This window comes from Streptomyces sp. Je 1-4 4N24, assembly GCF_026239515.1.
In the GTDB taxonomy this organism is placed as follows: domain Bacteria; phylum Actinomycetota; class Actinomycetes; order Streptomycetales; family Streptomycetaceae; genus Streptomyces; species Streptomyces nigrescens.
Genome location: NZ_CP110836.1, coordinates 7,660,164 through 7,674,425, shown reverse-complemented (window position 1 = coordinate 7,674,425; position 14,262 = coordinate 7,660,164). Strand labels below are relative to the sequence as shown.

The 14,262-nt window shown below is 74.0% G+C and carries 13 protein-coding genes; 8 read left to right on the top strand and 5 right to left on the bottom strand.

Translation table 11 applies throughout. The features are described from left to right. The first annotated feature begins 116 nt into the window (after positions 1-116). Positions 117-662 (top strand): hypothetical protein, encoded by a 546-nt coding sequence (locus tag SLV14N_RS33600; RefSeq protein ID WP_263272400.1) that lies wholly within the window; start codon positions 117-119, stop codon positions 660-662. A 45-nt stretch (positions 663-707) separates the two neighbouring features. Here SLV14N_RS33600 and SLV14N_RS33595 read toward each other — a convergent pair whose 3' ends face one another. The 3 genes from SLV14N_RS33595 to SLV14N_RS33585 all read right to left on the bottom strand — a co-directional run bounded on the left by SLV14N_RS33595 (position 708) and on the right by SLV14N_RS33585 (position 2,848). Further along, positions 708-1,211, bottom strand: a complete 504-nt coding sequence (locus SLV14N_RS33595) for an NUDIX domain-containing protein (protein ID WP_208686156.1) — start codon at positions 1,209-1,211, stop codon at positions 708-710. A 76-nt stretch (positions 1,212-1,287) separates the two neighbouring features. Next, entirely contained in the window at positions 1,288-1,905 is a 618-nt protein-coding gene (locus SLV14N_RS33590; RefSeq protein WP_208686154.1) for a hypothetical protein, read from the bottom strand. A 94-nt stretch (positions 1,906-1,999) separates the two neighbouring features. Next, positions 2,000-2,848, bottom strand: coding sequence for a glutamate racemase (locus SLV14N_RS33585; RefSeq protein ID WP_208686152.1), 849 nt, complete (start codon positions 2,846-2,848; stop codon positions 2,000-2,002). A 170-nt stretch (positions 2,849-3,018) separates the two neighbouring features. Here SLV14N_RS33585 and SLV14N_RS33580 point away from each other — a divergent pair, with 170 nt between their 5' ends. Beyond that, on the top strand, positions 3,019-4,167 hold the full coding sequence (locus SLV14N_RS33580) for a glycosyltransferase (protein WP_208688218.1): 1,149 nt from the start codon (positions 3,019-3,021) through the stop codon (positions 4,165-4,167). Positions 4,168-4,189: 22 nt separating this feature from the next. Here the strand turns inward: SLV14N_RS33580 and SLV14N_RS33575 are convergent, their stop codons facing one another. Continuing rightward, positions 4,190-5,608 carry a TerD family protein gene (locus SLV14N_RS33575; protein ID WP_208686150.1) on the bottom strand — a complete coding sequence of 473 codons (1,419 nt, stop codon included), beginning with the start codon at positions 5,606-5,608 and terminating at the stop codon, positions 4,190-4,192. Between the two features lie 240 nt (positions 5,609-5,848). Here SLV14N_RS33575 and SLV14N_RS33570 point away from each other — a divergent pair, with 240 nt between their 5' ends. The 6 genes from SLV14N_RS33570 (at position 5,849) to SLV14N_RS33545 (ending at position 11,524) form a co-directional block, all read left to right on the top strand. Then, complete coding sequence (locus SLV14N_RS33570; protein ID WP_208686148.1) at positions 5,849-6,301, top strand: DUF6643 family protein; 453 nt, start codon at positions 5,849-5,851, stop codon at positions 6,299-6,301. Between the two features lie 47 nt (positions 6,302-6,348). After that, on the top strand, positions 6,349-7,173 hold the full coding sequence (locus SLV14N_RS33565; protein ID WP_208686146.1) for an MOSC domain-containing protein: 825 nt from the start codon (positions 6,349-6,351) through the stop codon (positions 7,171-7,173). A 126-nt stretch (positions 7,174-7,299) separates the two neighbouring features. Then, complete coding sequence (locus tag SLV14N_RS33560) at positions 7,300-7,716, top strand: hypothetical protein (protein ID WP_259670585.1); 417 nt, start codon at positions 7,300-7,302, stop codon at positions 7,714-7,716. Then, positions 7,710-8,150, top strand: coding sequence for an ATP-binding protein (locus SLV14N_RS33555; RefSeq protein WP_208686144.1), 441 nt, complete (start codon positions 7,710-7,712; stop codon positions 8,148-8,150). The genes SLV14N_RS33560 and SLV14N_RS33555 overlap by 7 nt, the downstream gene beginning before the upstream one ends. A 173-nt stretch (positions 8,151-8,323) precedes the next feature. Beyond that, positions 8,324-8,917 (top strand): hypothetical protein, encoded by a 594-nt coding sequence (locus tag SLV14N_RS33550; protein ID WP_208688217.1) that lies wholly within the window; start codon positions 8,324-8,326, stop codon positions 8,915-8,917. A gap of 168 nt (positions 8,918-9,085) precedes the next feature. Then, entirely contained in the window at positions 9,086-11,524 is a 2,439-nt protein-coding gene (locus SLV14N_RS33545; RefSeq protein ID WP_263272399.1) for a right-handed parallel beta-helix repeat-containing protein, read from the top strand. On the opposite strand, the gene SLV14N_RS33540 is transcribed toward SLV14N_RS33545, so the two are convergent. Continuing rightward, positions 11,494-13,773 (bottom strand): hypothetical protein, encoded by a 2,280-nt coding sequence (locus SLV14N_RS33540; RefSeq protein ID WP_259670806.1) that lies wholly within the window; start codon positions 13,771-13,773, stop codon positions 11,494-11,496. The two genes, SLV14N_RS33545 and SLV14N_RS33540, sit on opposite strands and share 31 nt — an antisense overlap. Positions 13,774-14,262: the final 489 nt, after the last annotated feature.

The following is a 14,262-nucleotide window of genomic DNA, read 5'->3' as shown; positions in this document are numbered from 1 at the left end:
CCGGGCCACGGCGCGTGTGCTTCACCCGACCGGCCGTCCCGGATCGCACGGCACCCGGCGGGCTCCTAGCCTCGTCAGCGTGCCGTCTGCGCACCGCCGCCACGAGGGAGGCCGACATGCGGAGGCTCATCGCCGTGCCGACCGTGCTGTTCGCGCTGGCTGCCGCGGGCTGCGGGGACGCGGGCGGCGGCCAGGACACGACGGCCGCGAGGTCCTCCCCCACGGGCGCCGGGCCGGACCGTACTCCGGACGGTGGGCCGGGCTCCGCCTCCCCCACCGTCCCCGGGCAGCCGGTGGACTGCGGTGAGCTCGCCGACGCGCTGGGCGCGGAAGGAGACGTCACCCTCTACGCCGATCCCGGGGCTGGCGGCACGGTGGCCTGCGGGGAGGCGCGTCAGGTGATGTCCGAGTTCTTCCTGCGGGCGCCGCGGGAGGCACAGGACGACCGGGGCACGCTCTCCGTACGGGGCTGGTTCTGCCAGTACGAGAGCGGCCCCACCGGCACCTGGATCACGACCTGCCGCAAGGACAAGCGGGAGATGCACACCGAGGAGCCGCCCAGCAGCACCGAAGAGCCCGGTTCCCCGGAGGGTTCCCAGCTGCCACCGCTTCCCGACGAGTCGTCCGACCCGTTGGACGAGCCGTCGACGGAGGAGCTGTAGCCCCTCGCCCGACGGCCTGAGCCCCCGGAGACGACGGCCGGGGGCTCAGGCTTCCGGGTGCCGGCCCGGCCGTTGCTCCTCCATCCCGTGGAACCACGTCGGCCCGGCCTCCAGCGCCCGCTTGATCCGGGTCAGCGCATACTCCTCGAGCTCCGGCAGGGCGTCCACGGCGAACCAGCCCACCTCCAGCGACTCGTCGTCATTGACCTGCGCCTCACCCCCGGCCGCCCGGCAGCGCAGTGTCACGTCCATGAACTGGCAGATATCGCCATTGGGGTAGTGGGTGGGCGGCATGGTCTCGACGAGGACGATGCCCTCGGGGACGACCCGGACGGCGGTCTCCTCGTAGACCTCCCGCACCGCTGTCTCGGCGGGCTGCTCACCGGGCTCGGGGATACCCCCGATCACCGACCAGCCACCGGTGTCGACCCGCTTGCCCAGCAGGACACGACCCTGGTCGTCGAAGACGACCGCGCTCACCCCCGGCAGCCAGAGGAGCTGCCGGCCGATGGAGTTCCGGAGATCACGAATGAAGTCGGGGGTTGCCATGGTCCGACCCTACGGGACGTCCCCCGCCCGCCCCGGCACGGAGCGCACATGCGCCGCACACCCGTCGGCGCGGCGCTCAGGTGCCCGCCGGGCTCCCCTCACGCGGCCGGAGCCGGCCCCGGATCGCCCGGACGGCGCCCTCGGCGTCATCGACGGTGATGGTGAAGGTCATCCCGTCGCCGAGCTGGAGCACCACGCCCTCACCCCGGCGGACGACCACGGCCGTGCCCTGCTCGGGGCGCCAGCGATACCCCCAGCCGCCCCAGTGGCGGGGGGTGACCTGGGGGGTGAAATCGGCGCCGACGACGGTGTCGAGCGGGATGCGGCGGCGCGGCACCCCTATATGGCCGCACCGCACTTCCAGGCAGTCCTTGTCGACGCGTACCGCGACATGGACGAAGGCGAGCGTGCCGAAGAGCACCAGCAGACCGGCCGCGACACAGCCGACCACCGACATCACCAGGGGCGCGCGCCCCGAGGTCCAGTTGCTCTCGACGGCGAGCAGGATGCCCAGCGCCAGACAGGCCGCGCCGATCCCGGCCAGCAGCCACTGGATGCGGTTGGTGGCGCTGCCGTGCCAGACCTCGGGGATCTCGGCATGGGAGCCGCCGGCGGGGCGCGCTCCGCTGTCGGCGCCGTCGGTACTGCTGTGGTCACCGGGGGCTGCTGCCCCCTCGTGGGGGTGGTCCCTCATGAAACGCAGCGTACGCGTCTTTGCACACCATGGCAGTGCTTCGGACGGCCCCGTTCCGGCCCGGGTTGCGCTACGGGCGACGTCATGGGTGACGTCAGCGCCGGGCGGCCGCGGTGGCCCCGTCGGGCGCGGGGGTCGTCGGCACCGCGTCCGCCGGCGCGAGGTCCGTACGGCTCCGGGCGAGCAGCCGGCCCTCGGCGTAGACGAGCGCCTCGGCCGGCAGTCCGGCGGGGCGTCCGCTGAGGATCACGCTGAGGGCGCCGGTCGGAGCGGCCGCCGGGGCCGGCTCGGCACCGATGCGGCGCAGCGCCTGGGCGGCGACCGCCTCGGCGGAGCCGTGCAGGACCAGCGCGGGGGCGCCCGGCTGCTGGAGGGCGGCGCGGATGCGCTCGGCGACCAGCTCGTAGTGGGTGCATCCCAGGACGACGGTCCGCACGTCCCGTGGGGTGAGATGGGCGGCGGCCGCGATGGCGGCGTCGATCGCGGCCTCGTCGGCGGCCTGGACCGCGTCGGCGAGCCCCGGGCAGGGCACACCGGTGACGTCCACCCCGCGTCCGAACCGGTCGATCAGATCCCGCTGGTAGGGGCTGCCGGTGGTGGCGGGGGTCGCCCAGATGGCGACGGGGCCGCCGCCGGCCGCGGCGGGCTTGATCGCCGGGACGGTGCCGATGACCGGGATCTGCGGTTCCAGCTCGGCACGGAGGGCGGGCAGCGCATGCACGGACGCGGTGTTGCAGGCGATGATCAGGGCGTCGGGGCGGTGCGCGGCCGCCGAGCGGGCCACGGCCAGGGCATGTGCGATGACATCGTCGGGGGTGCGGGGGCCCCAGGGCATACCGTCGGGGTCGGAGGAGAGGACCAGATCGGCGTCCGGCCGCAGTCGCCGCATGGCGGCGGCCGCCGCGAGCAGCCCGGTCCCGGAGTCCATCAGCGCGATCTTCACCCGGACACTTTACTCAGCCGCCCGTCCGGCTTGTCATACCGGGCGGAACCGGCGGGTGCCCCCGGTGGCCGCCCTCCCGCCCTCACCCCTCCCCCGCCGCCCCGTTCCGACACCGTGTCGATGGCCGCTGCGCGACGGGTGCGGTGCGGCAGACTGCGGCCGTGGGAGCGATGGAGTGGATCGGTGCCGGGTCCCTGCTGGCCTGGGTGTGGCTGCTGCTGGGTCAGGGCTTCTTCTGGCGGACGGACGTCCGGCTGCCGGCCCGCCGGGATCCGGAGCGCTGGCCGTCGGTCGCGGTGGTGGTCCCGGCGCGGGACGAGGCCGCGGTGCTGCCGGACAGCCTGCCGTCGCTGCTCGGGCAGAAGTACCCGGGCCGGGCCGAGGTGTTCCTCGTCGACGACGGCAGTACGGACGGGACCGGCGCGCTGGCCCGGCGCCTGGCGGCCGCGCGGGGCGGGCTGCCGCTGACGGTGTCCTCGCCCGGCGAGCCCGAGCCGGGGTGGACGGGGAAGCTGTGGGCGGTACGGCACGGGATGGCGCTGGCGCGGGAGCGCGTCGGGCCGGAGTATCTGCTGCTGACCGACGCGGACATCGCGCACGGCCCGGACAGCCTGCGGGAGTTGGTGGCGGCGGCCCGGTCGGCACGGCTGGACCTGGTCTCCCAGATGGCGCGGCTGCGGGCGGTGACGTTCTGGGAGCGGCTGATCGTGCCGGCGTTCGTCTACTTCTTCGGACAGCTGTACCCGTTCCGCCGGGTCAACCGGCACGGGGCGCGGACCGCGGCGGCCGCCGGCGGCTGTGTGCTGCTGCGCGCGGAGGCCGCCGAGCGGGCGGGCATCCCGGAGGCGATCCGGCATGCGGTGATCGACGATGTGACGCTGGCGCGGGCGGTCAAGCGCGGCGGCGGGCGGATCTGGCTGGGGCTGGCGGACCGGGTGGACAGCGTGCGGCCGTATCCGCGGGCGGCCGAGCTGTGGCGGATGGTCTCGCGCAGCGCGTACGCCCAACTCCGGCACCGGCCCCTGCTGCTGCTCGGCACCGTCCTCGGTCTCGCCCTGGTGTATCTGGTGCCACCCGTCGCGCTGGTGGCCGGACTGGCCGGCGGCGGTCCGGCGCTCGCGGCACTGGGCGGGGCGGCCTGGGCGGTGATGTGCGGGACGTATCTGCCGATGCTGCGCTACTACGGACAGCCGCTGTGGGCGGCGCCGCTGCTGCCCTTCACGGCGCTGCTCTATCTGCTGATGACGGTGGACTCGGCGGTGCGGCACTACCGGGGGCGCGGTGCGGCATGGAAGGGCCGGACGTACCCGGCGCCCTGAGCCGCGCCCCCGGCGCCGCCGCTCACTTGCGGGCCGGTGACCAGTCCAGCCCCCAGCCGTAGGCCTGGTCGATGGTGCGCTGCGGGCTGACACCGGGGTCGGGCACGAGGTAGCGGGCCTCGCGCTGGACGACGAGTTCACTGCCGGTGTTGGTGATCATGGCCAGCGCGCAGACGTTGGAGGGCACCGTGCAGGCGTCCAGCGTGAAGTCGACGGGGGCGCCGTGCTGGGGCTGGAGGGTGACGGTCGCGCTCAGCCCCTCGAAGCTGCGGGCGCCCGCGTAGACGGTGACGAAGATCAGGACGCGCTTGATGCGGTCCTGGTGGTCGAGGTTGATCGTCATGTTCTCGCCGGCCGCGACGGCGCCGGTGCGGTCGTCCCCGTCGAGCTGGATGTACGGCGGGGCGTGCAGGGAACCGAAGTTGTTGCCCAGTGGATGGATCACACCGGCGGAGCCGTCGGTGAGCTGGAAGAGGGCGCACAGGTCGAGGTCGAGCTCACCGGACTGCGGCAGCAGCGCACCGCGGGCACCCATGGCCTCCATCGCTTTTCGGCCGAGTTTCTTGCCCAGCCGCTTGCCCGAAGAGCCGGCGCTCCAGTTGAGGTTCACCCGCATCGCTCCGGAGGTGCCGCCCTGCTTCGTCAGGGAGACAGCCGGGGCGTCCTTCGTGAGGGTGACCTTCGTCAGACGAACGGCAGGCGGTGCGGGGGCGGGCGCGGGCTGCCCCGGCGGGGGCGGGACGGAGGCCGCCGGCTGCCCCGTCGGCAACGGGGGCGCGGGAGCCACCGGCGGCGGCGCCGTGGGGGGCGCGGGCGCCGGGGGCGGCGGCGCCATCGGCGGCGCGGGCGCCATTGCCGGAGGCGGCGGAGCGGGCGCGGTGGGGGCCGGGGCGGGTGCCGGGGGCTGCGGCGCCGCCGGCTCCTCGACGCTGATGCCGAAGTCGGTGGCCAGGCCGGCCAGCCCGGTGTCGTACCCCTGCCCCACCGCACGGAACTTCCAGGCGCCCTGGCGCCGGTAGAGCTCGCCGAGGACGAAGGCGGTCTCGGCGCCCGCGTCCTGGCTGTCGAAGCGGGCGAGTTCGGCGCCGCCCGCGGCGTCCAGCACCCGGATGTGCAGCCCCGGGACGCTGCCGAAGCTGCCGCCGTCGGCGGAGGCGGCGAGCACCACCTTCTCGACGGCGGGTTCGACGGCGGCCAGATCGACGGCGAGGCAGTCGGTCATCGCGCCGCCGGCCGGACGCTTGCCTTCGTGCCGTACGGCGCCGGAGGCGTGCGCGGCCTGGTTGTAGAAGACGAAGTCTCCGTCGTCGCGGACCTTTCCGGACACCAGCAGCAGGGCGGAGGCGTCCACGTCCGGTGCCCCCGGGGCCGCCTGCCAGCCCAGTTCGACCCGGACCGCCGGGGCCGGGACCGGAACATTGCTGCCCTTGAGCATCGACATCGCCGCGCCTTCCTCTCGTCCGCCGTACCCCGTCGGTGGGGCACCCCCAACCTACTTGGCCAGTTCCGAACGTCCCTTGTTCACCTGCGAGAAGCGAGGTCTTTACAGGATCCCTACGGGCGATCGCGACCGATTTCCGCAAGTTCGCTCACATTGGTGCTCCATGGCCTCTCCGAACACGTAAAACAACCCTCTTTCCAGACTCCCCAATCGGCACATCGTGGGCTTAACTTATGAGGCATGACCTCCCCCCGCTCTACCTACGGCGGCGGCTACTACGCTTCGCCTTCCTTCCCGGACACCCCGATCTACGACAGCCTCGTCGCCGAGCGTGGCACACCGCAGATCGCCCCGATCCGGGTGAACCCCTCCCCTTACGACACGGGCTCGTCCTATTTGCCGGCGCTGCCCTCGGCGCTGCCGGCACTTCCGGCCGCGCCCTCCCACCCCTCGGCCGGGCAGGGGTACCCGGGAGCGGCCGCGCAGCCGGTCGCCCCGCTGCAGCAGGCCCCGGCGCCGTACATCCCGCAGCAGGCGGGCGTGCGCGGCTATCCGTCCCCGCAACAGCAGCAGCCCCAGCGCCCGCCCATGGGCACGGGGTACGAGGCGATGCGCCCGGCCGCTCCGGTCGCGCCCCGCCCCGCCGCGCCCTACGACGATCCGTACGGCCGCCAGTACCCCCGCGGGTACTGACCTGGGCGGTCGGTCAACTGTCCGAGGCGGCTGGCAGGATGGCAGGCATGCCCAAGCCTGCGCTCCAGTCGATCCATCTCTACCCGGTCAAGTCCATTGCGGGGTCCGGTCCCGGCGAGGCGGTCGTGGAGCCGTGGGGGCTCGCCGGGGACCGACGCTGGCTGCTGGTGGATGCCGAGGGCAGGCAGGTCACCCAACGACAGCAGCCGACGCTGGCGTTGGCGCGCGCCGAGGGGCTGCCGGGCGGTGCCCTCCGGCTCACCGCGCCCGGAAGGCAGCCGTTGACGGTCGCGGTGCCCGGGTCCGGGGAGACGGTCCCGGTCGAGGTCTGGAAGGACGCGGTCGAAGCGGTGCCCGCAGGCCCGGAGGCGGCCGAGTGGTTCAGCGCGTATCTGGGCGTCGAGTGCCGGCTGGTGTATCTCGACGCCCCGGAGAAGCGCCGGCCCATCGACCCGGCGTACTCCGCGCCCGGTGAGACGGTCAGCTTCGCCGACGGCTTCCCGCTGCTGCTGACGACCACCTCGTCGCTGAACGCCCTCAACTCGCTCATCGCGCAGGGCGACCACCCCGACGAGGGCCCGCTGCCCATGAACCGTTTCCGGCCCAATGTGGTGGTGGACGGCACCGCGCCCTGGGCGGAGGACGACTGGCACCGGGTCCGCATCGGCGCGGTGGACTTCGTGGTGGCCAAGCCCAGCGCACGCTGCGTGGTCACGACCACCGACCAGCGCACCGCCGAGCGCGGCAAGGAGCCACTGCGGACGCTCGCCCACCATCGCCGCTTCGGTGACCGGCTGGTCTTCGGCCAGAATCTAATACCTCGTGGGACCGGCACGATCCGGATCGGCGACCCGTTCGAGATACTCGGCTGACGGGCCGGCGCGCCCTGGGCGTTCGAGGCGACCGGCGGGCCGCCGCGGCCCGGTGACCACCTCTCCGCGGTGTGCGCCCGGCGGCGCCGGCGGAGAGGCCGGCGGAAGACGGAGAGCTGTGGGCCGATGGCTGCGAGGGACACCGACCGCCGCCGGTTCGACCGCGCTCTGCTGACCGCCATGGAACGCGCCCATCCCCGCGTGCTCCTGGAGCGGCTGGGCGGCCTGCGGTCGACGCGCGGGCCGGAGGGGACGCTGCACTTCATCGGCGAGGCGGACGCCACCCACCGGCCCGCGGTCGGCCGGGCGCTGGAGATCGCGCTGGCGCAGACCGCACCGGCCCGGCGGCTCACCGTCGATCTGACCCGGCTGCACTTCCTGTCGGTCGGCTGCGCCGTCAGCCTGCTCACCCTGGCCCGCGGCGCAGCGGGCCACGAGCTGATCGAGGTGCGCTGCGACCGCGGACAGCGCCGGATGCTGCGGCGGCTGGGTGCCGGGACGGTGTCACGGCTGGTGCTGACGGAGGTGGTGCGCCCGTGGTGAGCTCCGGTCCGGCCGAGGTGCCGGCTGAGGGGTCCGGCCGCCGGCTGCTGCAGCGGCGCTTCACCGCCCGGCTGCTGCCCCAACTTCGGCTGCTGGTCGAGGAGTGCGCGGCCCGGGAGGGCCTGTGCGAGCCACGGCGCGGCGAATTCGTGCTGGCGGTGGACGAGATCGCGGGGAACGCCGTGGAGCATGCGGGCGGCTCGGGACGGCTGGAGCTGCGGCAGGTGGGCGATGAGCTGGAGTGCCGGATCAGTGACGCGGGGCCCGGATTCAGCGAGGAAGTGATCCCCGAGCTGCTGCCCGGCCTGGACGGCGCGACGAAGGGGCGCGGGCTGTGGCTGGCGCGCCTGGTGGCGGACCGGTTCGCGGTCACGGGCGGGGCGGGGACGGGCGCGCCGGGCGCCGTGGTGACGGTGGCGGTACGGCTGCGCTGACCGGGCAGGAGTCCGGTCCGGCAGGCGCGGCGCGAGCGGGCCAGGGACCCGCTCCGTACGTCCGGGAGATGCCCTTTGTACGCGGTGATGTTGCTCTCTCTTCGCAGAACTCTCGCATGGACCACCCCTGATGCGGTATTCACGGACACGGAGAGGGGGCAACGATGCGAGCGATGAGAGGCGTATGGCGCTGGCGGCGCAACCCGCTGCGGCGCCGGACCGACCGGTTCGAGGCCTGGGTGGCGCTCGTCGCGGCGCTCCTGATCGTCCTCGGCGCGACCTCCGCGGGCTGGCTCACCGGGCGGGCCGCACAGAGCGCACTGCTGGAGACCGTACGCATCCAGCACCAGCAGCGGCATCTGGTGTGGGTCACGGTCGACCGGCTGATCTCGCGGGCCCCGCTCGACCCCGACCCCGAGACCTCCTCTCAGCGCGATGCGCACCGCCGGGTCCTCGGCCGCTGGACGGCCCGGGACGGCAGCGCGCACCTCGGACAGCTCGCCGCACCCCGTCCGGTGGAGACCGGTGAGCGGTTCCGGATCTGGACGGACGACCGGGGCCGGGTGGTGCCGAGGCCGATGGACACCGGCACGGCGGGGGCCCATGCGGTGCTGGCCGGGCTGGGGACCACGGCCGGGGTCGGCATGATGATCGAGGGTGCCCGGCGGATGATCGTCTGGCAGCTGATGGTGCGTCGTTTCCGCCGCTGGGACCAGGAGTGGAAGCGCGCGGGCCAGGACTGGGGCCGGGCCGACGCGGGCAGTTGAGCGCCTGTCCCATCAGGCTGCTGACCGTGTCAACTGCCGCCCGCCGGGCGCGCTACGGTGGTGGCGCCAGCCTCTCGGCTGGGGCCTCGCAGACCGGAATACGGACATCCGCGGACGGATGGGTGCCGGGCCGACAACCGCCGCACGAAGTGGGGACACGACAGCGCCATGGCACAGGGCTCGGTCCAGGTGACGCACTCCGGAACATCGCGCTGGCGACGCCGCACAGGGGAGTACAGCTCGCTCGCCGCCGCCCTGGAGGCCGCCGGGGACGGAGATGTGCTGACCGTCCCGGCCGGTACCTACCGCGAGAATCTGGTGCTGGTGCGCGCGGTGACCCTGCGCGGCCCGGACGGGGCGCGCGGTTCGGTGCGGATCGCCCCGGCCGACGGTGTGGCGCTGACGGTACGCGCCTCGGCCACCGTCCACGATCTGCATCTGGAGGCGACGGATTCGGCGTCGCCCGCGCTGCTGGTGGAGGACGGCGCCCCGGAGCTGGCCGGTCTGCGGGTGGTGACCCGGTCCGCTTCCGGCATCGAGGTCCGCGGCGGCGCCCGCCCCACGGTGCGCCGCTGCACGGTCGACAACGCGGGCGGAGTGGGCATCAGCGTCCTGGACGGCGCCGGCGGTCTCTTCGAGGAGTGCGAGGTGATGGCCGCCGGGCAGGCCGGAGTGGCGGTGCGCGGCGGGGCCCACCCCCGGCTGGAGAACTGCCGGATCCACCACGCCTCGGGCGCCGGACTGTCGCTGCACGGTGAGGGCAGCGCGGTCGAGGCGGTGGGCTGCGAGCTGTACGAGATCAAGGGCGCGGGGATCCAGGTCGCGTCCCGGGCCACCGGTCATTTCACCGACTGCACGGTCCACCGCACCTCCGCCGACGGCGTCACCCTGGACACCGATGCGGTCCTCACCCTCGCCGACTGCGATATCCACGACATCCCGGAGAACGCCGTCGATCTGCGGTCCCGTTCGGTGCTGACGCTGACCCGCAGCACGGTGCGGCACTTCGGGCGCAACGGGCTGTCCGTCTGGGACCCGGGCACCCGCGTGGACGCCAACCAGTGCGAGATCCACGACAGTACGGGCGACTACCCGGCGGTGTGGGTGAGCGACGGCGCCACCGCCGTACTCGACTCGACCCGGGTGCACGACGTCCCGGACGCCCTGTTCGTACTGGACCGGGGCTCCCGCGCCGATGTCGTCGACTGCGATATCGCCCAGGTCCGCAACACCGCGGTGTCGGTGAGCGACGGGGCGACCGTGCAGCTGGACGACTGCCGGATCCGGGAGGCCGCGACGGGTGCCTGGTTCCGCGACCACGGCAGTGGCGGCACGCTCGCCAACTGCACCATCGACGGTGCGCAGACCGGCGTGATCGTCACCAAGGGCGCGGACCCCACCATCGAGGGCTGCACGGTCAGTTCACCGGCCGAGGCCGGGTTCTACGTCTCCGCGGAGGGCCGCGGCAGCTTCCAGGGCTGCCGGGTCACCGGGAGTTCCGGGTTCGGCTTCCATGTGATCGACGGGTGCCGTACGACGCTGACGCGCTGCCGTACGGAGCGGTGTGCGCGCGGCGGCTACGAGTTCGCCGAGGGCGGGGCCGGGCAGGGCGACGGGCCGACGGTCCAGGACTGCACCAGCGACGAGAGCCGGGCCGTGCAGGCACCGGGCGCCGGCGCGACGGCGCCCGCGGTGCAGCAGATGACCCAGACCGCCGGGCTGCTGGGCAACGTCCCGGCGCAGGGCCCGCCGCCGCCCGCACCGGCGCCGGTGGCCGCGGAACCGGCCGTCAGCAGCCGGCCCTCCGACGAGGTGCTGGGTGAACTGGACACCCTCGTGGGGCTGGAGAGCGTCAAGCGTGAGGTGCGCAGCCTGATCAACATGATCGAGGTGGGGCGCCGCCGGCAGGAGGCCGGGCTGAAGGCCGCGTCGGTGCGCCGCCATCTGGTCTTCACCGGCTCCCCCGGTACCGGCAAGACGACCGTGGCCCGGCTGTACGGCGAAATCCTGGCGTCCCTGGCGGTGTTGGAGCGCGGGCATCTGGTCGAGGTGTCCCGGGTGGACCTGGTGGGCGAGCACATCGGGTCGACGGCGATCCGTACCCAGGAGGCGTTCGACCGGGCGCGCGGCGGTGTGCTGTTCATCGACGAGGCGTACGCCCTCTCCCCCGAGGACTCCGGACGGGACTTCGGGAAGGAGGCCATCGACACCCTCGTGAAGCTGATGGAGGACCACCGGGACGCGGTGGTGGTGATCGTGGCGGGCTACACCGCCGAGATGGAGCGCTTCCTGGCGGTCAACCCCGGTGTGGCGTCCCGTTTCTCGCGGACCATCACCTTTGGCGACTATGCGCCCGAGGAGCTGCTGCGGATCGTCGAGCAGCAGGGCGAGGAGCATGAGTACCACCTCGCCGAGGGGGCCGGCGAGGCGCTGCTGAAGTACTTCACGGCGCTGCCCAAGGGCCCCTCCTTCGGCAACGGCCGTACCGCACGGCAGACGTTCGAGGCGATGGTCGAGCGGCACGCGGGCCGGGTGGCGCAGCTGACCGACCCGAGCACCGACGACCTGACCCTCCTCTACGCGGACGACCTGCCCGAACTCCCCTGAGCCGGACGGCCCTCCGGGCGGTCGTCAGCGGGCCGCTGGCACGGCAGGTCCGGGCCGAGCCGGGCGATCAGCTCGGCGCGGACCGTCTCGAAGACCGGGTCGGCCTGGTAGTCGCCATGGCCCAGGATCTGGGCGGGCAGCGGGTTCTGCAGGGTGCGGCCGAAGGCGAGCGGGTCGCGCAGCGGACCCTGGTCGATCCGCCGGCCGTCCTCGCAGGTGAGCCGGATCGGGCCGCCGATGGGGTCGGTGAAGCGCCACAGATTGCGCCAGTCGTCCATCTCGCGGTGCAGTCCGGTCAGCGCGGGCGGCCCGAAGAACGCGGGGAACCAGCGTCCGTAGAGACGCTCCAGGGGACTGCCGTACGTCATCAGGGCGACGCGGCTGCGGGTGACCAGGTCCAGCTGCCAGACCGCGGCGGCCGCCAGCACACTGCCCTGGGAGTGCCCGGAGAGCACCAGCCGGCCGTCGAACCGCTCGGTCCAGGTGGCCATCCGCCAGGTGAGGTCGGGGACGGCGCGCTCGGCGTAGCAGGGCGGTGCGAAGGGGTGGGCGGCGCGGGGCCAGAACGTGCCGACGTCCCACAGGATGCCGATGGTGCGGCGGGCGGAGTGGTCGCGGTAGGCGCGCCGGCCCATGGTGATCAGCAGTATGACGCCGGCGCCCATCAGCCAGGACCCCAGGGATTCCGCGGTCTCGGCGGCGGCGTGCACGACGGGCGTCGCGCCTTCGGTGGCGCGGCCGGGCGCCCGGCCGGTGAGCCAGGCGCCGACCACCGCACCCGCCCCGAGGACGAGGGTGACGGCGGAGGTGGCCGCGATCAGGACGGGCGCGGAATCGGTGAGTCCGGCGCCGGCGATGGTGGCGGCGATGCGCTTGGTACGGCCCGCGTCGGGGTGCTCGCGCGGGTCGTAGAGCCCGGGGACGTCCTTGGCCACCCGGTTGCGGACGATCACCACACGGACGGCGGCGAGCACGGCGACCACGGCGACGACGACCAGCAGCACGGGGATGACCGAGGCCTGCCAGGACAGCAGGACCGGCGGCCCGGGGATCGGGGCGTGCGCCTGGCCGGGGGTCGCACCGCCGTCCAGCCAGTCCGCGAAGCGCTGGGCCACTCCCCCGGACAGCACCCCGCCGACCGCGCAGGCCAGCAGGGCGACGGCGGGCCCGCCCATACCGCGCAGCGCGGTGCGGGCGTCGTCACGGGCGGCGCGCTGCAGGACCCAGGCCGTCACCGCCAGCGCCAGGACCAGCACGCCCTGGAAGACGGCGATCCCGCCGAAGGCGGAGGCGCCGGGCAGCGGACCGTGGCTGTGGGCGCCCGGGCGCGCCCAGCCGATGTGCACCATGGTCAGCGCCAGCACCCCCAGGGAGGCGAACGGCAGCGCCCGTACGACCAGGTGGTCCGAGGCGACGTCCGGTGCGTCCTCGCTGCGGGCGGTGCGCCAGACCACCACCAGGGTGGCGGCGGCGAGCAGGATGACCAGGGTGGTCAGGGCCCGGCCGGTGACCGCGAGGACGGTGTGGCCGCCGTCCCCGTCGGCCTTCGCGGCGGCGGCGAGCAGCACGGCGGCCACGGTCAGCACACCGGCCGTGGTGTGCGCGGCGCGCAGCCTGGCGACCAGCCGGCGGCCGTACCAGAAGCCCTCGCGGCTGAGCGCGGTGCGTTCGGCGACCGGGGTGTCGCGGGAGGTACCGGGCAGCCGCGGCGGCGGTGAGGCGGATTCGTAGGCGCTCCAGGTGCGGCGCGAGAGCCCCCACAGGAAGCCGATGACGAGCAGCGGCACCACGGACGCGAGCGCGAGACGGCGGCCCGGAGCGCTCCACCAGCCGGAGTTGTCGGGGCTGAGGAAGCCCATCCAGGATTTGCCGGAGGCGCAGACGGTGGTGCCCGCGCACTGCCAGGCCGTGAGGTCGAGGGCGACCTCGCAGGCCGCGGCGGCGAGCAGGACCGTGAGGGTGAGGGCGAGGATGCGTACGAGCAGGTCGTAGATCCGCTGGGCCGGGTGCTCGGGCGGGGCGGCCGGGCGCATCCAGTGGGCGAGGTTGGCGACCATGAAGGGCACCAGGATCAGCCACAGGGCGCGGGCGCCGTTGCCCGAGGTGAGGTTGGACCAGCAGTACGCCTCGCGGACCGGCTCGCCGCGGTAGTCGTCGGGCCGTTGCTCGGCGTCCGCGTCCTCGGTGCGGCGGTAGCAGGCGGCGGTGTCGTCGCCGGTGATCAGCTGGACGCGTGGGTCACCGAGCATCTCCTGGGCGGTGGTGCCCCCGACGCCGTGCACCAGCAGCTCCAGGGAGAGCTGTGGTGCGTTGTCCGGTGGCCCATCTCCTGTGCTGCCGTGGTCCGTTGAGCGGGCGTGCGGTGTCGGGTCCGCGGTCTCCACTGAATTCCCCCGTAGTCCTTACGGCGCCGTGCGGTGCGACGCCCCCAGGATTGTCTCTTCCCCTCGCAAGCACATCCAGCACCACCCCGGGGTGGCGTTCTGACGGACGTGTCGGGGCTTCGCCTTGCGCTCTCGCGCGTCCCCCTCCCACCCCCGAACCCACCCCCGCCCCCTCCCCCGAAGGGGGAGAGGGGGAGGGGGCGGGGGAGCAACCAGGCGGGGAGCAACCAGGGGGAGCAACCGGAGGCCGGCACGACCAGCTCCGGGAGCGCCTCCCGCACACCCCTCACCCCACCCCGGCACCCCGCCTCCTCCCGCCCCCCTTCCCCCACCCGCACCGAACCGCCTCACCCG